Annotated in this window: 24 protein-coding genes and 2 riboswitches; of the genes, 20 read left to right on the top strand and 4 right to left on the bottom strand. The window is 41.8% G+C overall.

The genetic code is table 11. The annotated features are described in order from the left end of the window. Window positions 1-140 precede the first annotated feature (140 nt). Window positions 141-560, top strand: coding sequence for a CHRD domain-containing protein (locus DFO73_RS22820; protein WP_110067002.1), 420 nt, complete (start codon window positions 141-143; stop codon window positions 558-560). Between the two features lie 71 nt (window positions 561-631). Beyond that, on the top strand, window positions 632-769 hold the full coding sequence (locus DFO73_RS28875) for a hypothetical protein (protein WP_181396108.1): 138 nt from the start codon (window positions 632-634) through the stop codon (window positions 767-769). Window positions 770-866: 97 nt separating this feature from the next. On the opposite strand, the gene DFO73_RS22815 is transcribed toward DFO73_RS28875, so the two are convergent. Further along, window positions 867-1,163, bottom strand: a complete 297-nt coding sequence (locus tag DFO73_RS22815; protein WP_258309704.1) for a YndM family protein — start codon at window positions 1,161-1,163, stop codon at window positions 867-869. A 120-nt stretch (window positions 1,164-1,283) separates the two neighbouring features. Further along, window positions 1,284-1,655 carry a PaaI family thioesterase gene (locus DFO73_RS22810; protein ID WP_110067000.1) on the bottom strand — a complete coding sequence of 124 codons (372 nt, stop codon included), beginning with the start codon at window positions 1,653-1,655 and terminating at the stop codon, window positions 1,284-1,286. A gap of 262 nt (window positions 1,656-1,917) precedes the next feature. On the opposite strand from DFO73_RS22810, the gene DFO73_RS22805 reads away from it, so the two are divergent. From DFO73_RS22805 to gvpU, 18 genes are all read left to right on the top strand, one after another. Beyond that, entirely contained in the window at window positions 1,918-3,027 is a 1,110-nt protein-coding gene (locus DFO73_RS22805; protein ID WP_110066999.1) for an alpha-hydroxy-acid oxidizing protein, read from the top strand. A 341-nt stretch (window positions 3,028-3,368) separates the two neighbouring features. Beyond that, a riboswitch (TPP riboswitch) is annotated at window positions 3,369-3,485 on the top strand. Window positions 3,486-3,601: 116 nt separating this feature from the next. Beyond that, window positions 3,602-4,090 (top strand): energy coupling factor transporter S component ThiW, encoded by a 489-nt coding sequence (gene thiW / locus DFO73_RS22795; protein ID WP_110066997.1) that lies wholly within the window; start codon window positions 3,602-3,604, stop codon window positions 4,088-4,090. A gap of 252 nt (window positions 4,091-4,342) precedes the next feature. Further along, window positions 4,343-4,444, top strand: a riboswitch (TPP riboswitch). Between the two features lie 56 nt (window positions 4,445-4,500). Further along, a complete protein-coding gene (gene tenA, locus DFO73_RS22790; RefSeq protein WP_110066996.1) occupies window positions 4,501-5,190 on the top strand; it encodes a thiaminase II in 690 nt (229 codons plus the stop codon). An 820-nt stretch (window positions 5,191-6,010) separates the two neighbouring features. Next, window positions 6,011-6,271: a gas vesicle structural protein GvpA gene (gene gvpA / locus DFO73_RS22780; protein WP_110066995.1), complete on the top strand. Its 261-nt coding sequence runs from the start codon at window positions 6,011-6,013 to the stop codon at window positions 6,269-6,271. A 41-nt stretch (window positions 6,272-6,312) separates the two neighbouring features. Beyond that, window positions 6,313-6,846: a gas vesicle protein GvpP gene (locus tag DFO73_RS22775; protein WP_258309702.1), complete on the top strand. Its 534-nt coding sequence runs from the start codon at window positions 6,313-6,315 to the stop codon at window positions 6,844-6,846. Window positions 6,847-6,882: 36 nt separating this feature from the next. After that, complete coding sequence (gene gvpQ / locus DFO73_RS22770; RefSeq protein ID WP_110066994.1) at window positions 6,883-7,353, top strand: gas vesicle protein GvpQ; 471 nt, start codon at window positions 6,883-6,885, stop codon at window positions 7,351-7,353. 27 nt (window positions 7,354-7,380) lie between these two features. After that, window positions 7,381-7,641 carry a gas vesicle protein GvpJ gene (gene gvpJ / locus DFO73_RS22765; RefSeq protein WP_110066993.1) on the top strand — a complete coding sequence of 87 codons (261 nt, stop codon included), beginning with the start codon at window positions 7,381-7,383 and terminating at the stop codon, window positions 7,639-7,641. A 68-nt stretch (window positions 7,642-7,709) separates the two neighbouring features. Further along, window positions 7,710-7,976, top strand: a complete 267-nt coding sequence (gvpO, locus tag DFO73_RS22760; RefSeq protein ID WP_110066992.1) for a gas vesicle protein GvpO — start codon at window positions 7,710-7,712, stop codon at window positions 7,974-7,976. Between the two features lie 25 nt (window positions 7,977-8,001). After that, window positions 8,002-8,922, top strand: coding sequence for a gas vesicle protein GvpN (gvpN, locus tag DFO73_RS22755; protein WP_110066991.1), 921 nt, complete (start codon window positions 8,002-8,004; stop codon window positions 8,920-8,922). Between the two features lie 14 nt (window positions 8,923-8,936). After that, the gene (locus tag DFO73_RS22750; protein WP_110066990.1) at window positions 8,937-9,704 is read left to right on the top strand and encodes a GvpL/GvpF family gas vesicle protein; all 768 of its coding nucleotides are present in this window, start codon (window positions 8,937-8,939) and stop codon (window positions 9,702-9,704) included. Further along, a complete protein-coding gene (locus DFO73_RS22745) occupies window positions 9,704-9,958 on the top strand; it encodes a gas vesicle protein GvpG (RefSeq protein WP_110066989.1) in 255 nt (84 codons plus the stop codon). The genes DFO73_RS22750 and DFO73_RS22745 overlap by 1 nt, the downstream gene beginning before the upstream one ends. A gap of 13 nt (window positions 9,959-9,971) precedes the next feature. Then, entirely contained in the window at window positions 9,972-10,778 is an 807-nt protein-coding gene (locus DFO73_RS22740) for a GvpL/GvpF family gas vesicle protein (RefSeq protein ID WP_110066988.1), read from the top strand. Window positions 10,779-10,792: 14 nt separating this feature from the next. Further along, on the top strand, window positions 10,793-11,074 hold the full coding sequence (locus tag DFO73_RS22735; RefSeq protein WP_110066987.1) for a gas vesicle protein: 282 nt from the start codon (window positions 10,793-10,795) through the stop codon (window positions 11,072-11,074). Beyond that, complete coding sequence (locus DFO73_RS22730; protein WP_110066986.1) at window positions 11,034-11,318, top strand: gas vesicle protein K; 285 nt, start codon at window positions 11,034-11,036, stop codon at window positions 11,316-11,318. The genes DFO73_RS22735 and DFO73_RS22730 overlap by 41 nt, the downstream gene beginning before the upstream one ends. 25 nt (window positions 11,319-11,343) lie before the next feature. Further along, window positions 11,344-11,676, top strand: coding sequence for a gas vesicle protein (gene gvpJ / locus DFO73_RS22725; protein ID WP_110066985.1), 333 nt, complete (start codon window positions 11,344-11,346; stop codon window positions 11,674-11,676). 18 nt (window positions 11,677-11,694) lie between these two features. Further along, window positions 11,695-12,300: a YtxH domain-containing protein gene (gene gvpT / locus DFO73_RS22720; RefSeq protein ID WP_110066984.1), complete on the top strand. Its 606-nt coding sequence runs from the start codon at window positions 11,695-11,697 to the stop codon at window positions 12,298-12,300. 65 nt (window positions 12,301-12,365) lie between these two features. After that, the gene (gene gvpT, locus DFO73_RS22715) at window positions 12,366-14,777 is read left to right on the top strand and encodes a YtxH domain-containing protein (RefSeq protein ID WP_110066983.1); all 2,412 of its coding nucleotides are present in this window, start codon (window positions 12,366-12,368) and stop codon (window positions 14,775-14,777) included. A gap of 2 nt (window positions 14,778-14,779) precedes the next feature. Further along, window positions 14,780-15,184, top strand: coding sequence for a gas vesicle accessory protein GvpU (gvpU, locus tag DFO73_RS22710; protein ID WP_110066982.1), 405 nt, complete (start codon window positions 14,780-14,782; stop codon window positions 15,182-15,184). 495 nt (window positions 15,185-15,679) lie between these two features. Here gvpU and DFO73_RS22705 read toward each other — a convergent pair whose 3' ends face one another. Next, a complete protein-coding gene (locus tag DFO73_RS22705) occupies window positions 15,680-16,360 on the bottom strand; it encodes a type 1 glutamine amidotransferase domain-containing protein (RefSeq protein WP_110066981.1) in 681 nt (226 codons plus the stop codon). 442 nt (window positions 16,361-16,802) lie between these two features. Beyond that, the gene (locus DFO73_RS22700; RefSeq protein ID WP_110066980.1) at window positions 16,803-17,519 is read right to left on the bottom strand and encodes a FixH family protein; all 717 of its coding nucleotides are present in this window, start codon (window positions 17,517-17,519) and stop codon (window positions 16,803-16,805) included. Window positions 17,520-17,631 lie beyond the last annotated feature (112 nt).

Here is a 17,631-nt window from a genome sequence, read left to right as displayed (position 1 = left end):
TTTGGCGGAAAGGGGGGGAAATCCTTCCTTCCCTATGCATACAGCCAATTAAACGTTCTATCTCCATATTCGTACAATCATTCTTTGCCCCAAGGCATAAAATATATCATTAAATTGTGTAATGAACAGGAGGTGTAATAATGGACAGAAATGATCTTTTTTTTGCCAGGTTAAAAGGTTCTGAAGAAGTTCCGCCAGTTCGTACAGTTGCTTTTGGCACTGCAAAATTTAAAGTAAGCAAGGATGAAAGGAAAATGGGCTACCGTTTGACAGTTAATGATCTTTCCAACTTTACTCAAGCTCATATTCATTTAGGAAGAAGGGGTGTAAACGGTCCAGTTGTGGTTTTTCTTTTCGGCTTAATCGATCCTGACATTAGTGTAAATAAGGGTGTTGTAGAAGGGATCATTACAGCCAGGGATCTAGTGGGTCCTTTAGAAGGAAAACCTTTATCCGTTCTTATAGACCTAATGAGTGATGGGGACACATATGTTAACGTGCATACAGCCCAAAATCCAGACGGAGAGATTCGCGGGCAAATTAAGCCTTATTGGGGCTAATAAGCATAAATGATTGATTCCTTGAAAAGTGAGCATATTAATTTTTAGAACACTTGAAAGGGGTCATAACGTTGAAAAAGCAGGATGAAAATAATGAAAAGCCTAAAAACTCGCTCACTGAAGAGCAGCAGCTCATCAATGAGTTTGGCAAGCATGAGGGCGGCCAGCCGATTCCGCAGCCTAAGGATTATGATGAGATTGAGTATTAAAAAACCACAAAAGAGACTCCTGTTTGAGGAGTCTCTTTTTTTAATCATAAGCCTCATCAGTATGGAAAACCCGGTTGTCCAGATATCCGTGGAAAAATCATTCTCCTGCACCTATTACAAGGCAGAAACAAAGGCTGCCAATGCAGGGCTGTCTATTCCTGCCACGATCATTTCTTCTAAAAGCCAGATAACAAAAAAAGCTAAGGCCGATGTCTGATACTGTGGCAATGGCATTCCTTTTTGTATGCTCGGTTTCATCTCCGTTCATTCTGAAAATCATCATGTCGCCGAGAACATAAGCTGCAAGCGTCAGAACAAAGCTAATGATCAGCGTTTCGGTGAATCCAATATCAAAAAATCCGGTTAGGACTATTCCCAAAAAAGCTGTGATCATAACAAATTTGATCAGAATTGCTTTTACATGCTGGATGCAATTCCTCCCTATCGTTGTCTATGGAACTATACCCTGCGGACGATAGGATAATCATGGATTTCCAGAAAAATGGGATGGGGTTTAGATGGATGCGAATATCCCAGATGCTTTGGCAACAAGCTGATCTTGGTCGTTGTAGATCAGGCAATCAGTATGGTTCAGAGTGCGGCCCCTTTTTACTAGAAGGGCATCGGCAATCAGGTATTCACCGGTGGCACCCCTTAAAAAGCTAACCTTTAAATCGGCGGTCACGACGGTTTGCATGTGGTTTTCATCCGGTTTAAAAATATTCCCCATCGCCACATCCGCAAGTGTGGAAATAATCCCGCCATGGACAAGCCCCGCGCTGTTGATGAAGAGCGGCTGGATGGGCAAAGTGACTTTCAGATGGGTTTCATCAATTCTTTCATAATGAAATTTTAAAAATTCATCAAAAGGCTGTTTGATTAGCATTATGTACACTCCAATTTGGTTAAGGTATGATGATTTATTCACGACTTTTTGATGAAATCCCTGCTTTTTGGAGAAATTCTTGTGCTGTGAAGTCCGTGCAAATCGTTTAGCCGCGAAAATAGTGTTTTATCCGCGAAAATTTCATTATATCCGCGAAATCCCAAATTTAACCGCGGGGTATACTCCAGGTTTATTTAAATCAAAAAAAGTGTTATTATTTTCAATAAATTCTAAATCTTAAGCGAGAGGCAGGACTGGAAAGATGGCAAAAGTAGAGAACATTAGCTTCGCAGAGAGTTTTCCGATTTCCTACACAGAGCTGGAAAAAGAAGCAGAGAAAAAGATGGGGACCGGCAGATTTGGGTATGTCCAATCAGGCGCGGGAGGGGAAGAAACACTGAGAAAGAATACAGAATCCTTTGCGAAATATTCAATTGTGCCAAGAATGCTCAGGGATGTTTCCGTACCGGATACAAGTGTTACACTTTTCGGGAAAACGTATCCTTATCCGATTTTTCTGGCGCCGATTGGGATGCAGCGGCTTGAACATGAAGAGGGGGAGATTGCTTCATCCAGGGCTGCGGCTGTTTACCATGTTCCTTTTATCCAGAGCACTGTTTCAAGCTATTCGATTGAAGAGATTGCTGCAGCAACAGGCAGCAGCCCGAAGTGGTTCCAGCTTTATTGGTCCAACCATGAAGAAACGGCCTTCAATATGGTGCGCCGGGCGGAGGAAGCCGGGTATGAAGCAATTGTCTTAACGGTCGATACAGTCATGATGGGATGGAGGGAAGCGGATCTCAGGAACAATTTTTCCCCATTAAAGCTTGGCTACGGAAAGGCCAACTATGAATCTGATCCGGTATTTATGAGCTCTCTTAAGGACGGCGATGTGGTTCAGGGAATTCTTGATAATATACACCATCCTACATTAAGCTGGGAGCATGTTGCGAGGTTAAAAGAGAAAACCAATTTACCGATTCTGTTAAAAGGCATTCTCCATCCGGAAGATGCGAAGCTGGCGGTTGACAAAGGGATAGACGGCATCATTGTTTCCAATCATGGCGGCAGGCAGCTGGACGGTGTAACGGCGGCAATTGATGCACTTGAACCGATTGCAAAGGCAGTCAATGGCCGAATTCCGGTGCTGTTTGACAGCGGCATCCGCCGGGGCTCAGATGCAGTAAAAGCGCTGGCCCTCGGGGCAGATGCAGTTTGCCTGGGAAGGCCGTATGTGTACGGCTTGGCTATTGGCGGACAGGCTGGCGTGGAAAAAGTGCTTGCTAATTTTATAGAAGAAACAAGGGTATCCCTTTCATTAGCCGGGGTTAGCAGCTTGAAGGAGATAGCTGGTTTAAAGCTAATAAGGTAGTCTCAATTAATAACTCCCTTGCGAAAAGGGGGCTATTTAATTAAAACAAGATGGTTGACAGAGAATCTGCTGATTGGACTGGAAGGCGCGAGAACCTTGAAAATGAAACGTATTTCCTTTGTACGGTGTTTATTCAAGGAGGCTTATTCAAAGTCCTGCGGGAGAAGATTCAAAGGGAGACTACGTTGGCGCAAGTAGCCGAGGATGCTCCCGGGACCGCCTGCGAAAAGCGAACGCCTGGAGCGGAATTCAACAGATAAGTTTAATCCTAAGCAAAAAGAATGATGACAGTACCGGAATATTTTGTTAAGCTTGAAGTAGCTTATCAAATTAAATATCTATGAAACTACTAGGGGTGCCCCGAATGTGCGGGCTGAGAGGGAAGCGCGATATAGCTTTCCGACTCTTAAAGACCTGATCTGGTTAATGCCAGCGGAGGGAAGTAGGCTTTGACGGTATGTCGCATCATTTATACTTAAACCAAGCCAGGTCCTTTCGCGGATCTGGCTTTTTTATTTTTACGTACTTCTCTTTGTGATAAGCGATCAGGCTGCCCTTAAGGAAGGAGGATAAATTGAACAGGACCCGTTTATTGACAACGATGGCTTTATTTGTGGCGATTGGAACCTTAGGATCTCATTTGCTATGGTTTCCGGCAGGAGTGGCAAAAGCCTATCCGGTCCAGCATGCGGTTAATGTGCTTGCCGCAGTAACACTTGGGCCGCTGCCGGCTGTGGGAGTGGCATTTATGATCGGCCTGATGCGGAACTTACTGGGGTTTGGTACGCTGCTTGCGTTTCCAGGCGGAATGATCGGTGCTTTCCTAGCTGGCGTGCTTTATTTAAAATTCGGCCGGAAAATCTGGGCTGCAGTTGGTGAAGTTGTGGGTACAGGCGTATTTGGTGCACTATTTGCTGTTCCATTTGCAAAGGTATTGATGGGAAGCACGGCTGGCGCATTCTTCTTTGTACCGCCATTTCTCGTCAGCAGCTTTACCGGTGCGGCAATCGGCTGGATGATTCTGACTAAAGTGAAGGAGAAGAATTTAGTGCAGAATATGTGAGGTTTTTTCAGGGTGGCGGCTGCTGAACTGGAGGGTTTGAAGCAGCTTCTTTGGGAAAAGCGATAAGAAGAGGTGGCAAAGATCTGGAATAAAGCAGCATCTCCAGCTTAAGCGAGTAGAAATGGCATCAAAGAGCAGGTATGAAGCAATTACTCCGGCATAAGCGAGAAGAAGTGGTATCTAAGCTCGCGAATGAAACAGTTTATTGGCAATAAGTAAAAAGAAACGGTATCAAATTTTAAATAACAATAAGAAAACTGCTAGGGGCGCTACGGCTGAGATAAGGAGTTTTTCCTTTGTCCCTTGGAACCTGATCTGGATAATGCCAGCGCAGGGAAGCGGTGAGGACCTCATTTTTTCCTCCATTGCTTTTTCCCCGGCAGCTTCTGAATTATAAGGAGGCTATCTTAATGTCTTTTACAGAAATTCTTCGCAAGGAAAATGATGATCTATTTCAGCTGATTTTTCAGCATCCATTTGTACAGGGAATCGGGAGAGGGGATGTGCCGAAGGAGGCGCTTGCCCATTATATCAAAGCGGATTATGAGTATTTGAATGCGTTTATGCACATCTATGGCATTGCAATCTCGAAGTCATCGGAGCGGAAGGATATTGCTTATTTCAACCAGCAAATTGAATTTGTGCTGAACAGCGAAATTCACCCCCACCATAATTTTTGCCAGCAGATTGGCGTGGATTACGAGGTGCTGCAGGGATTCCCGCTTCCTCCGACAGCAGACCATTATGTGAAGCATATGATGTACCATGCCCATACTGGCGGAATGGGCGAAATTCTGGCTGCACTATTGCCTTGCCCTTGGACTTATTGGGAAATCGGGCATGAGCTTATGAAACAGTATGAGCCTCAGGAGGACCATCCGTTTTACCCGTGGATTTCTTTTTATGCAAATTTAAGGGTTGAGACAGTTACCATAAATATGAGAAACCGTTTGGATGAGCTTGCGGAAGCGGCATCTCCGGAGGAAAGGCAGCGGATGAAGGATGCTTTCCGTAAAAGCTGCCAGCTGGAGCTGGGTTTCTGGGAAATGGCGTATACTTGTGAGGAGTGGCCAGAAGGCAACCCGGCTGTGGCACAATAAGAAGGGTGTGGAGGCTTATTTCGAAAACAGTTTCCAATTAGTACCGCCTGCTTCTGCTTTACCGCAGGGCAGGCGTTTTTTCAAAAATCCCATCTATAGTGTGCTGTAATTGGTGTTTTAAAAGAGGATAAGCTTCACTTCGGCTGAAAAAGGTGTGGAGTGTTATGGATTTTCTCTTAACTTTTTTGACTATAAAAAAGCCGCTACACTACCATCCAGGGCAGGATGGCGGCTTCATATTAATTTCGGTAAGATAATCAAATGGGTCCAAGGCTGAACGTGACGATTACAGCAGGTCTTGTTAGACAAATTCCACACCGGTACTGCTAAAATCCGTTGCAGCCGGAAAAATTAGTGACCCGCCGTTTCATGCTTGATGATATTTTGAAGGCTTATAATGTATTTCCAATACATCAAATGAAAAAACCATTAAAGGTATAAATTCCAACTTGAGGAGCAATTTATTTTGCTCCTCTTTTTATTTTGAAATATCGTCCGTGCAAATGTTAAAAAGTTAGATTGTGTTCGTTATTGTTTAACATCAATTAAGACAAAATCTCATGTTTATTCCATGTATCTATAATTTTTAGGAATAGTAATGAAATTGTAACAAATAGATGAAAAAGCGCTGGAAATGAAGCTCTAATCACTTTTCTAATATTACTAAGTGGCGTAAAGATGAAAAATTTCTTGAAATGAATGGGAATGATTAATTGAGCCCCGTTTAAGCGGGCACCGTGAAGGTATTTAAGTACTAAACCTAAAAAATATTTTTTAAGGAACCTCCCGTGCTATGAAAAAGTTGAAAGGAGACGGAGATATGAGTATTCAAAAAAGTACAGATAGCTCCAGCCTTGCAGAAGTAATAGACAGGATCTTAGATAAAGGAATCGTTATTGATGCATTTGTAAGAGTTTCGCTTGTCGGAATTGAAATACTGACTGTTGAAGCACGAGTCGTCATTGCCAGCGTCGATACATGGCTGCGTTATGCAGAGGCGGTTGGCTTATTAACAGATGAAGTACAAGAAGAAGGCCTTTTGAATAGAGGGCAAAATCAGAAACCGGAGTTCAGTATATAGTACCTAAGTTATGAAATCCATCAAAGAAATGAGGTAGGAAAATGGAAACGCAAGAAGCAAACAAAACAGTAAGTGAAAATGAGGAAAGTAACGGAAATATAGAAACAAATCAAAACAAAGAAACAAATCAAAACCAGGAAGTAAATCAGAGTAAGGAAGAAAATAAACCGCCGGAAAACACCAGTCAAACGCAAGAAAAAAAAGAAAGCTCTAATTATTCTATGAATCTGGCCATTATCGGCGGGGTTGTAGGAGCAGGAATAGGATTGCTTGCAAACCCAAAGACAAGCAAGAAATTCTTTCTTACTATAAGTGAGTCTGAATTTGCCAAAGTTGCAGGCCAGGAGTTTAGAAAAACAGCTCAGGAACTCCTTGCCGGACAGGCGCAAAACAGTGTTAAACATTTAGCTGAGGGTTATCTCAATAAAATTGAGGAAGGACTGCTTTCTCCTAAAAAGGAGAGTGGCGAAAATGGCGAGAAAAAGTATGAAGAAGTCAAGGAAGAGAACAAACACTTAAATGAGCGCCTGCAAAGAATTGAAAAAATGCTAAATGACCTGGTGGACACCAAGTAAGGCCAATTCCTTTTTCTATAAACCGGGGGTGACTGGATGGGCAATGGAGTAAGAAAAGTAGTTAAAAAGATTGCAAAAAGTGCGATTAAGAATGCCCCGGAGCCGCTGGAAGAAAAAGCAAATGAAGTAGTAGCAGAAAAAGCAAAAGAAAAATTCGTAGAGCATATTCAGAGCAAAGGGGAAGAATTTACCGAGAAGCTGGAGAATGCGAGAGACGATTTTGCAGATAAAGTCCACCATAAAGCAGGAGAAGCAAAAGAAAAAACCCAGGAGGTTTTGCTTTCAGCTAGAGAGAAGCTTGGGAAAGTCGTTGAAGCCGGGGAGAACTTCCAAAAGAAAGTATCTTCTGCAAATGAAGATGACGGCGAAAAGCGGAAAGTAAAGAGCGTCAAGAATATCAAAGGCGCAAGCAGCATAAAGACGTCAAAGGATATTAAGGGAGCTACTAAAATAAAGACTGCAGAAAATATTAAATCCTCGAATGACATAAAGACTATGGGTTCTTAAATGACATGGTGAAAGGAGAATACAGCAATGGCAGTTCAAAAAAGTACAGATAGTTCCAGCTTGGCGGAGGTTATTGACCGTATTCTGGATAAAGGAATTGTAATCGACGCATTTGTCAGGGTCTCAGTTGTTGGCATTGAAATTTTAACAGTTGAGGCAAGAGTGGTTATTGCCAGTGTGGATACATGGCTGCGTTATGCAGAGGCTGTCGGATTACTTAGTGATGAGGTGGAAGAAAACGGACTGCCACTTCAGCAAAATGACAGAAATGCACGCTTTAGTATTTAAAAGTACAAGAAACACAGCCGGGATTATTAAATCAATCCCGGCCTGTGATGCTTTAGCGGGAGGCAAGTATGGAAATTAAAAAAATTATCGGAAATGTTACTGAATTCTTTAATGAATATGTAGCCCCGGTTCATAAAATCACCTCGGTGGAAGAGAGTGAAAACAATGGCTGGAAGCTTACTGTGGAAGTGATAGAAGAAAAGGAATATATGAAAAAATACGCAAAAGATGAAATGTTGGGTGTCTACGATGTTTCTCTTAACAAGGAGAAGGAAGTCACTTCTTATAAGCGGCGGGATATCCGTTACAGAAGTGCAATTAATCAAGAAGTGTAGGACGGGGCACAGGGAGGAAAAAAGAGTGACAGTCTTAAAGAAACAGATCAGGAAGGATACTAAAGCCATCATACAAGACGAAAAGACAGAAGACTTGCTTTCCCGGTCATTGCAATATTTAAAAGCTGGGTACCCGGTCCACTTTACAGGTCCATCTGGAGCAGGAAAAACCTCTCTGGCAATAGCTCTTGCAAAGAGAAGAAAAAAACCTATCATGCTGATTCACGGAAACCATGAATTAAACAATAAGGATTTAATTGGTGATTTTACCGGATATACAAGCAAAAAGGTGGTCGACAATTATATTCGTTCAGTATACAAAAGAGACGAAAGTGTGACGGAGATTTGGAAAGACGGACGTTTGATGGAAGCAGTCAAGAATGGATACACCCTTGTTTATGATGAATTTACACGTTCGCGGCCAACTACGAATAATATCTTTTTATCCATATTAGAGGAAGGAATTCTTCCTTTGTACGGAACAAAATTGACTGAGCCTTTTGTACGCGTTCACCCGGACTTTGCTGTGATTTTCACAAGCAATCCCGAGGAGTATGCAGGTGTATATCAAACCCAGGATGCATTGCTGGATAGACTCATCACCATATTTATCGATCACAAAGACAGTGACCGCGAGGCAGAAGTTGTCTCGGAAAAATTGGATATTGACAAGAGTGAGGCTAAAGCAATTACGAGTCTTGTAGCCGATTTGCGCAAAGAATGCAAAGGTGATAGCGGGCCGAGCTTGCGGGCTTCATTAATGATTGTCAAGTTGGCCCAAGAAGAAGGAATTCCAATAGATGGGTCTCATTCAAGTTTTCAGCGGCTATGCATTGATATATTAGGCCACCAGGTAAGTCGATGCATAGAAGCGGATGAACCATTAAAAACGTCAGAAAAATTGATTATAGAAGCATGTAAAAACATGAAGGTTATTAGTGGATAAAGGAGAGTCTGAAAATGAGCCATAATGGACAATTGGGTATATATATTTTTTGCGGTATCCAGACAGAAGGGGACGAGAAGTTTGGCACTATCGAAATTGAAGGAGAGAAAAAAGAGTTATTTATGATTCCATATAAAGATGCAGCCATGGTAGCTGCCGAGGTTCCTATGAAAATTTATCATCCTAATAAAGATAATTTAATGATGCATCAAGACGCTGTGTCACTCGTGATGAAGCAGAATCAGACCGTAATACCTGTCAGTTTTGGGAATGTGTTTCATTCAAAGGAGGATGTTGGTGTACTGCTAGAAAATTTATACCCCCAATTTGAGAAGCTTTTCCCAGAAATAAATGGCAAGATTGAACTTGGGTTAAAGGTGATTGGAAAAAAAGAGTGGCTTGAATCACAAGTTAGCGGGAACCCCCAGGTTGAAAAGATGGCAAATGCCGTTAAGGGAAAATCTGAAGCCGCCAGCTATTACGAAAGAATTCAATTGGGCGGCGCTGCCCAAAGAATCGTAGCTTCCCTGCAAAACGAAATAAAGCAGGAAGTGTTTAACACTTTGAAAGAATCGGCTGAAGCTTCAAAAGTAAATGACCCAATAAGTGAAAAAATGCTTCTAAATGCATCCTTTCTCGTTGATCAAGATAAAGAAGCCGAGTTTGATCAAAAAGTTAATGAGGCGTATGAAAAATGGAAGGATAAAGTCGAATTCAGCTATAGCGGCCCTTGGCCCGCATATAACTTTGTCAATATCAGATTAACAGTCGAGGGTGCCTGATGCTGCATAAAATGGTTTCCTCACCTATCAATCTTGTCATTAAAATAGCGGAAAAGGTGAAAGAAGAGGCAGATAAGGAACTTTACGACCTTCCAACCATTCAGCAAAAGCTCATTCAGCTGCAGATGATGTATGAGCTTGGTGAAATACCTGAAGAGGCTTACAAGTCGAAGGAAGAAGAACTGATAGTAAGATACGAAGTGGCAAAACGACTGGAAATGGAACAATGGGAAGAGATGGCAAAGAAGAAATGAGGGTAGCAAGAAAATGGACGGTTTAATTTATTTATATGGATTAACCCCAACAAAGGAGGCAACAAACCAATCATTTCCATCTTTAAAAGGGTTTGACGGGGAAGGTGTCCTATACACCATTCATATAGGAAAAATCACGGCTATTGTTTGTGACCTGAATTCAGAAAATTACTCGGAAGAGAGTATTAAGGATCGAATTAACGATGATATGGAATGGCTTCAGGAAAAGGCCTTTCATCATCATGAAACAGTATTAAAACTTTCAAAAATGTTCACCATCATCCCTTTGAAATTTTGCACTATCTATAAAAATCAAAAAAGTTTGGAAAATGCTGTGCAATCCAATGAATCCAAAATGATTAGTGCATTCAATTTAATTTCCGGGAATGAAGAATGGAATTTAAAAATCTACTGTAATGACAAGATGTTAAAAAAACAAGTAAGTCAGAGCAATCCAACAATAGAAGCAAAAAGGGAAGAAATTAGTCAGATGCCTAAGGGCAAACAATTTTTCGAAAAGAAAAAACTAGACAAATTGATTGAATCCCAACTTGAAGAGGAAAAAAACAAGGTTAGTGAACAAATACATTTACATCTCAGAGAGTTTGCTCTTAAAGGAAATGTTAAAAGAAATTGGGGCAATGTTGTGACAGGAAGAAAAGACAACATGGCATGGAATGGGGTATACCTAATTCCGAAATCAAAAATAGAAATATTTTTAGAAAAAATCCAGGAATATGAAAAGAGTATGCAAAAAACCGGGTGGCAGTTTGAGGCATCTGGGCCATGGCCGGCTTACCATTTTTCTAGCTTCTCATAGGTGAGGATGAGGTTATGTCACTAAAAGAATCAATAGAAAACAAGGATATTGCCTTAATTGATATTTTGGATGTGATTCTTGATAAGGGTGTTGCTATAAAGGCAGATTTAGTGATCTCAATTGCAGGTGTCGACCTTGTTTACCTGGATTTGAGATTGCTCATAGCTTCCGTAGAATCCCTTGTTCAAACTCAGCAGGGGGATTGCAAAACGATATCTTCAGAACAATTTGATTCACAAAGGGAGGAGTTGAGTAATGCAACCGGCCAACCAAACAAATGGAAAGATTATTCTTGATCCGGACAATGCAGAGCATGGATTAGCTCAGCTTGTGCTAACCGTCATTGAGCTTCTAAGGCAAATTGTCGAAAGGCATGCCATTAGGCGTGTTGAAGGCGGGACCTTGACAGACGAACAAATCGAAAATCTAGGCGAGGCGTTAATGAATCTTGAAGAAAAAATGGAAGAATTGAAAGAAATTTTCGGCTTGGATGATGATGACTTAAATATTGATCTAGGTCCTTTAGGAAGCCTAATGTAATTCAACCGCATAGGAGGACTTTAAAATGGCAGTCGAACATTCCATGCAGTCCAGTACGATTGTAGACGTGCTTGAGAAAATATTGGATAAAGGCGTGGTAATTGCTGGTGACATCACCGTGGGAATTGCGGATATTGAGCTATTAACCATTAAGATTCGCCTTATTGTCGCTTCTGTTGATAAGGCAAAGGAAATTGGCATGGACTGGTGGGAAAATGATCCTTACCTAACGTCCAAAGCTACAGATAACAATACAAAGGCTCTCCAGGAAGAGAATAAGAGGCTTCAGGAAAGACTCGAATCTCTTGAGCAGAGCATGTCCAAAAACCGTTTGAATTCAAAAGAATTTAACTATTAAACAGGGGGGTGATGACCAATGGAAACAAAAAATGCAGAAAACCAAACCCAGGAGACAAACAATACCGAAAACAAGACACGAGATACCAGCAATACTAAGAACCAGGCACAAGACACTACTGAAAACCAAATCCAAGAAACTAACAATCACGAGACACAGACCGAGGAAACGGGTTCTAATGGCAGCCCGATTCGACGTACGATAACTGGCGGCTTGATTGGAGCCGCAATTGGGTACTTGGCTACTCCTGAAAATGGGGAAAAACTTAAGGAGAGTATAGGCGCAGATAAATTAAAAAACACAGGATCCAATTTAGGACAAACAGTGAAAGAAAAGTCAAAGAAAGCAACAGAATCTATCAAAAACGCTGCCGGAAAGCTGTTCAAGCGAGAGGATGGGCAGGTTGAAGGCTATTCAAATGAATCAGAAGAAAATACTGAAAACGAAACAACTCTTAAATCATACAACGAGAAAAATACTGATAAAAACAATCAGGAGCCATCAAGTCCAGTTAAGGAAAATGTCAATGAACGCCTTGATCGCTTAGAAGAGATGTTATCCAAGCTCCTTGAGGATAAAGAAGGTCAGGAAGAGACCTCATACAAATTAAATTCTAACGGATAAAATATGAATCTATAAGAATAGTAAGGGGCTTAGTATATCGATATTTAACAAAAGGAGGTTTTAGCATGGCAGAAAAAATTGCAAATGAGAACAAAACACAAGAAACAAAAAACGAAAATAGTTCAAATGTCAGTCAGCTTAGACGTTCGATTGTAGGAGGACTGATTGGGGCTTCTATCGGATATTTGAGTGCTCCAGAGAATGGGAAAAAGCTAGCCTTAAGCTTGAATGCCGAGAAGTTAAGCAGCAAAGGAACTGGTTTAGGCCAGAAAGTGAAAGAAAACTCTCAGAAAGCAGTGGGTTCCATCAAGGATTCAGCTTCAAAGATATTCAATAGAGGAGATTCCCAAAAGGATAGCTCTTCCGAATCAGGAGAAAACTCTGGAGATCATACAAGTCTAAAATCTAACGAAAGCAATTCAAATGAGAATAAGCAACAAACGCCAAATCAAGAAAGTGGAAGCCTTAATGACCGCTTGGACCATTTGGAAGAAATGATCACAAAACTTGCTCAAGAAAGAAAAAATAAGAGTGAAGGCCAAAAAAAGGATGAGGGAACTGGCGACTCCAATAAAAATAGTAAAGAGTCATCTTCCCCAAGCGGGTTGAAGAGTGAGCAGGGACAGAATGAGGAAAATCAGGCCAAATCTCAAAGTGAAAAAGATCACAACGATTTTCAATCGTATTTAGAAGGTCCATTTAAAAATAAAGGCTCCCAGTCCCAATCAGAGGGTGAAGGGAACAATGAGCGCTCCCAGTCCCAATCAGAGGGCGAAGGGAACAATGAACGCTCCCAGCCCCAATCAGAGGGCGAAGGGAACAATGAACGCTCCCAGTCCCAATCAGAGGGTGAAGGGAACAATGAGCGCTCCCAGTCCCAATCAGAGGGCGAAGGGAACAATGAACGCTCCCAGTCCCAATCAGAGGGCGAAGGGAATAATGAACGCTCCCAATCCCAATCAGAGGGTGAAGGGAACAATGAACGCTCCCAATCCCAATCAGAGGGTGAAGGGAACAATGAACGCTCCCAGTCCCAATCAGAGTGTGAAGGGAACAATGAACGCTCCCAGTCCCAATCAGAGGATGAAGGGAACAATGAACGCTCCCAGTCCCAATCAGAGGGTGAAGGGAACAATGAACGCTCCCAGTCCCAATCAGAAGATCAAGAGGGAAGTAATAATAATGGAACAAGCTATGACAACTCTACCCAAAAAGAATACGAATCATTAAAAAAAGAAAATGAAGAATTACAGGACCGGCTAGGTGAAATTGAACAGATGCTAACCATTTTAATTCAAGAAAAAAAGGGTGAAAGTGATCATTTAGAATTGGGTCAAAATGCTGGCCAGTCAGAAGAAACGGAAAAAGACGCGAAGAGTCAAAGTGAAAAAGTCGACGGGGAAAAAGGACCAGAAGGTGGTCAAAAGAATTTAGATGAAGAAAGTCAAAATGAAGATAAACAAGCGCTGACCAAACAGCAAAAACAAGAAAGCGAAGAAGTTAATGCGGGTCAAGAAGATGGCTCCAAGGAAGACGGGCAAGAGACGGATGACAAAGAAGCAAACCAAGTCCAGAGTGGCGAAGAGAACACAGACGAAGAAGGTCCAGAAGATAGTGAAGGAGCCTCCGAGGAAGACGGGCGAAAGACGGGGGACGAAGCAGTAAACCAAGACCAAGTCCAGAGTGGCGGAGAGAACACAGACGAAGAAGGTCAGGAAGATAGTGAAGGAGCCTCCGAGGAAGACGGGCAAGAGACGGATGATAAAGCAGCAAATCAAGATCAAGTCCAGAGTAGCATAGAGAGCAGAGACGAAGAAGGTCAGGAAGATAGTGAAGAAGCCTCCGAGGAAGACGTGCAAAAGATGGGGGACGAAGCAGCAAGCCAAGACCAAGTCCAGAGTGGAGGAAAGAGCACAGACGAAGAAGGTCAGGAGGATACAGAAGATGAATCAGTAGAAGTGACCTCGGAAGCTGAAGAGACAAGAAACCAAGATCAGAGCCAAGATGACGAAGAGGACTCTGAGAAGGAAGGTCAAGAGACGGGTGAAAAAGTAAATAGTCAACAAAAGAACCAGAATAGCGAAGAGAACACAGAGAAAGATGGACAGGAAAACAGTAGTGAAGAGCCCTCTGAGACAGAAAGCCAAGGGACTGGTGTTACAGTGAAAAGCAAACAACAAGACCAGGATGACGACAAGGACGGTGAAGAAGAAGAGGAAGATCAAGAAGATAGTGAAGTAATAAAAAGTCAAGATCAAGGCGAAGATGATTCAGATGAAGAAGATGATCAGGATAGCGAAGACGAAAAGAATCCTGAAAGTAATAAGAACAAAAATGCCAATACTAGATCTGGTAAAAACAAAAAGCGTGCCATCGGTAAGAAATCAATATCCAAGAAGACTAAAGATAAGGATTACACCGTTATCACTGATGAGGAGGAGACATATCTTCTAAATGGATTTAAAAAGGAGGAGTAAATATGAGTCTTGAGTCTGGCACAACGAAAGATAGCATTCTGGAATTTTTTGTGCAAGCAGCGAACAAACATGATTTCTCCTTAGATATTACATTAAATGTAAATGGTGCAGTTATAACAGGAACCCTGGTATCTGCCAAGGATTATTTCAATACGCTAAGTGAAACATTTGAGGGTGGGAATGAGGTTGCTCAAAAGTTCAGTGAACAGCTAGAAAAAGCAGGAGAAGCAGCCCAGTCCAATGATGATTCGCAAGCCCACTTCATTCATATGAAAGAAACCAAGGTATATTGTGGGGATAGTAAACCGACGCCCTCAAAAGGGGATATACTCTGGCGAGGTAAGTTAAGTGAAGTAGATGGTTTCTTTTTAGGGAAGATATTTGACGGCAGTAAAAAAGATTCATAGATTTTAAGTGGGATTATTAGTAAATTGTCAGTGTATGACCTGCAATTGCTAATATCCAGCATCAACGGTTATATAACCTTTCTATTTCACCTTTAAAGGTGGGGGCAGGCTGAAATATGAATGACGTAAAGAATGGCATCTCATATTTGTGTATAAGATAAGCTCGCAACATAGTAAAATTTTGCGGAGAGGAAGACAAGGATATATCCAGGCTGCCAGTAATGAAGGTTTCAACATTGCCGGGAGTGAGTTCTGTTGTTAGTGATTTTACGTACCGGCCGAGGTGCACATTTTGACTGGAAACACGACTGAAATCGATGTTCGGATCCGGTTTTCGTTTACTCGCGGATACAAATCCGTGTTCTCCCCTATATCCTTATCAATAAGATCCTTAATTTGACTGCTAATGCAAATATAAAGAAATCAGGCTCTGTTGTATTGGAGAAACTGTATCATATAAAGAGAAAAACTCGCCAAATTGACGAGTTTTTCTCTTTACCCTTTGTTTTTCAAAGCCTTCACCAGCTCTTCGCCCATTAATTCAGAAGAAAACGGGTCGCGGCTCGTGACGATTTGATCATCTGCCCACACGGCATATGCCGGCTTGTTTAAGTCACCCTGGTCGTATTCGGCAATATTGCGCATTTCCTGTTCGAGGCTGAACGGGAGGATGTCAAGCAGGCCTTCCGGTTCGATTTCGTCTGGGTAGCCTGTTACTTTTTTACCGGTGATAATGCTTTTGCCGTCCGGGCGGGTTGTCCAGATCAGTGGTGCCGGACCGTGGCATTCGGCTGCAATGATTCCGCCGTTATCATAAATTTTATTGATGATGTTGTGAAGGTCAGCATTCTTGGCCAGGTCATACATGGCACCGTGCCCCCCTACAACAAGGACCACATCATAATGATTCGGATTAACCTCTGATAGTTTTTGTGTATCATCGGCACGTCCTGATTCATAAAGAGCCTTATAAGTTCCTTGAGAATCATATTCCTCACCGATACTCATTTTATCGATTTCAGGCTTTCCGCCTAGGGGGGAGGCAAGGTCTACTTGATGGCCTGCGTTTTCGAGGGCCTGCAGCGGAGCGAAAAGTTCTTCTCCCCACCAGCCTGTATGATAGTTATTTTCTTCGTCTTTATAACCGCTTGATAATACAGCTAAAACTTTTGACATGTTATACCCTCCTATGTAAAGATTCTTTCCCGGGATGGTTCTGTTTAAAACATTTAATGGAGAAGCCGTTTTACAAATTCACATGTTCGCGACCATTATCGGGAATCTGACCAACCGGTTCCGGTTTTTGCTACATCTTGATTTCCCATCTGTACACATCCTAAGTTTTTAACAGACGGTAGAGTGGGAAGTGGTGCATAAAAGCTGAAAAAAGCATAGTTGGGCGTTGCACGCAAGTATGAGAAAGCAGTTCAAACTTAACTTTTAAAGGACGCCAATATGGCTGAAATAAACTTAGATAGGGGGCTTTCACCGGAACTAGAACACTCCAGACCGAATAGTGATCATAACCTAAATCCTTTAAGAAGAGGTGTGGTTGATAAAATCAATCAAACGTTTGATTGAACAAAAAAAGCTGGATTTTCCAGCTTTTTTGTTATTTTTATGGATTTATTGTTAATTGGCTGAGTTGGTGTTCATGAATTTCTTCTTTAGTTACGTGAACTTTAATATTGTAAGAACCTGATTTTGAAAAAGACTTACTTGCTTGATATTCACCCGAGATGCTTTCCGAAGCTTCTATATATTCAGATTGCTGCTGTCCATCCTGCCAGACTTCAAAACTAACATTTGCATTGGTTAAAGGCTGGCCTTCCTTCAGGATTTTAGCCGTTAATTTAGCTTTCTTGCTTTGTTTAAGGTCCCCATCTGTTTTCAGGTTTATCGAAATATGGCTATGTGGATGATCTTCCTCCTGAAAGACAACAGTATTTTCAGGTGTACCGGCAATGACTTGCTTTGTCGGCATGCTGTGCATATTTCTTGCTGTGACGTGGGCTACAACAAAGTAATGTCCATTTTCAGAAAACCTCTTTTTAGCTGAATAGATGCCATCGCCATGGTGTTCAGCATTGAGCATTTCCCGGTCATTCCGCCCAGATTGCCATACTTCAAAAACAACATCATTAGCATCCGTTACTTTTTCTTCTCCCTGTGTAACAAGTGCTTTTAAAGTTATTTCCTCATGGGAGGAGATTGTTTCGGGGGTCAGAATTGAAACCTCTAATGGAATTTTGTTTTCGCTTTTCCTGCTTTCTTTTTCCATGGAACAGCCGCCAAGAAGGATAGCACTTAATAAAATAACCGTATACTTTCTCATCTTTACTCCTCTTTCTATGCATTTTCCATATTAAGTATGGACAATGGAGGCAGTTTCTATAACTGAATTTATTAGGGTGCCCGATGCTAAGAAAAAGTATGTAAAAAAACAG

It is taken from the genome of Cytobacillus oceanisediminis (genome assembly GCF_003182355.1).
In the GTDB taxonomy this organism is placed as follows: domain Bacteria; phylum Bacillota; class Bacilli; order Bacillales; family Cytobacillaceae; genus Cytobacillus; species Cytobacillus oceanisediminis_A.
This window is presented reverse-complemented; position numbering and strand designations above follow the sequence as displayed.

Excerpts from the sequence above, each read along its gene's own strand:
- DFO73_RS22820 (WP_110067002.1), top strand. The coding sequence starts at position 141 with ATGGACAGAAATGATCTTTTTTTTGCCAGGTTAAAAGGTTCTGAAGAA.
- DFO73_RS22815 (WP_258309704.1), bottom strand. The coding sequence starts at position 1,163 with ATGATCACAGCTTTTTTGGGAATAGTCCTAACCGGATTTTTTGATATT.
- DFO73_RS22810 (WP_110067000.1), bottom strand. The coding sequence starts at position 1,655 with ATGCTAATCAAACAGCCTTTTGATGAATTTTTAAAATTTCATTATGAA.
- DFO73_RS22805 (WP_110066999.1), top strand. The coding sequence starts at position 1,918 with ATGGCAAAAGTAGAGAACATTAGCTTCGCAGAGAGTTTTCCGATTTCC.
- tenA (WP_110066996.1), top strand. The coding sequence starts at position 4,501 with ATGTCTTTTACAGAAATTCTTCGCAAGGAAAATGATGATCTATTTCAG.
- gvpA (WP_110066995.1), top strand. The coding sequence starts at position 6,011 with ATGAGTATTCAAAAAAGTACAGATAGCTCCAGCCTTGCAGAAGTAATA.
- DFO73_RS22775 (WP_258309702.1), top strand. The coding sequence starts at position 6,313 with ATGGAAACGCAAGAAGCAAACAAAACAGTAAGTGAAAATGAGGAAAGT.
- gvpQ (WP_110066994.1), top strand. The coding sequence starts at position 6,883 with ATGGGCAATGGAGTAAGAAAAGTAGTTAAAAAGATTGCAAAAAGTGCG.
- gvpJ (WP_110066993.1), top strand. The coding sequence starts at position 7,381 with ATGGCAGTTCAAAAAAGTACAGATAGTTCCAGCTTGGCGGAGGTTATT.
- gvpO (WP_110066992.1), top strand. The coding sequence starts at position 7,710 with ATGGAAATTAAAAAAATTATCGGAAATGTTACTGAATTCTTTAATGAA.
- DFO73_RS22750 (WP_110066990.1), top strand. The coding sequence starts at position 8,937 with ATGAGCCATAATGGACAATTGGGTATATATATTTTTTGCGGTATCCAG.
- DFO73_RS22745 (WP_110066989.1), top strand. The coding sequence starts at position 9,704 with ATGCTGCATAAAATGGTTTCCTCACCTATCAATCTTGTCATTAAAATA.
- DFO73_RS22740 (WP_110066988.1), top strand. The coding sequence starts at position 9,972 with ATGGACGGTTTAATTTATTTATATGGATTAACCCCAACAAAGGAGGCA.
- DFO73_RS22735 (WP_110066987.1), top strand. The coding sequence starts at position 10,793 with ATGTCACTAAAAGAATCAATAGAAAACAAGGATATTGCCTTAATTGAT.
- DFO73_RS22730 (WP_110066986.1), top strand. The coding sequence starts at position 11,034 with ATGCAACCGGCCAACCAAACAAATGGAAAGATTATTCTTGATCCGGAC.
- gvpJ (WP_110066985.1), top strand. The coding sequence starts at position 11,344 with ATGGCAGTCGAACATTCCATGCAGTCCAGTACGATTGTAGACGTGCTT.
- gvpT (WP_110066984.1), top strand. The coding sequence starts at position 11,695 with ATGGAAACAAAAAATGCAGAAAACCAAACCCAGGAGACAAACAATACC.
- gvpT (WP_110066983.1), top strand. The coding sequence starts at position 12,366 with ATGGCAGAAAAAATTGCAAATGAGAACAAAACACAAGAAACAAAAAAC.
- gvpU (WP_110066982.1), top strand. The coding sequence starts at position 14,780 with ATGAGTCTTGAGTCTGGCACAACGAAAGATAGCATTCTGGAATTTTTT.
- DFO73_RS22705 (WP_110066981.1), bottom strand. The coding sequence starts at position 16,360 with ATGTCAAAAGTTTTAGCTGTATTATCAAGCGGTTATAAAGACGAAGAA.
- DFO73_RS22700 (WP_110066980.1), bottom strand. The coding sequence starts at position 17,519 with ATGAGAAAGTATACGGTTATTTTATTAAGTGCTATCCTTCTTGGCGGC.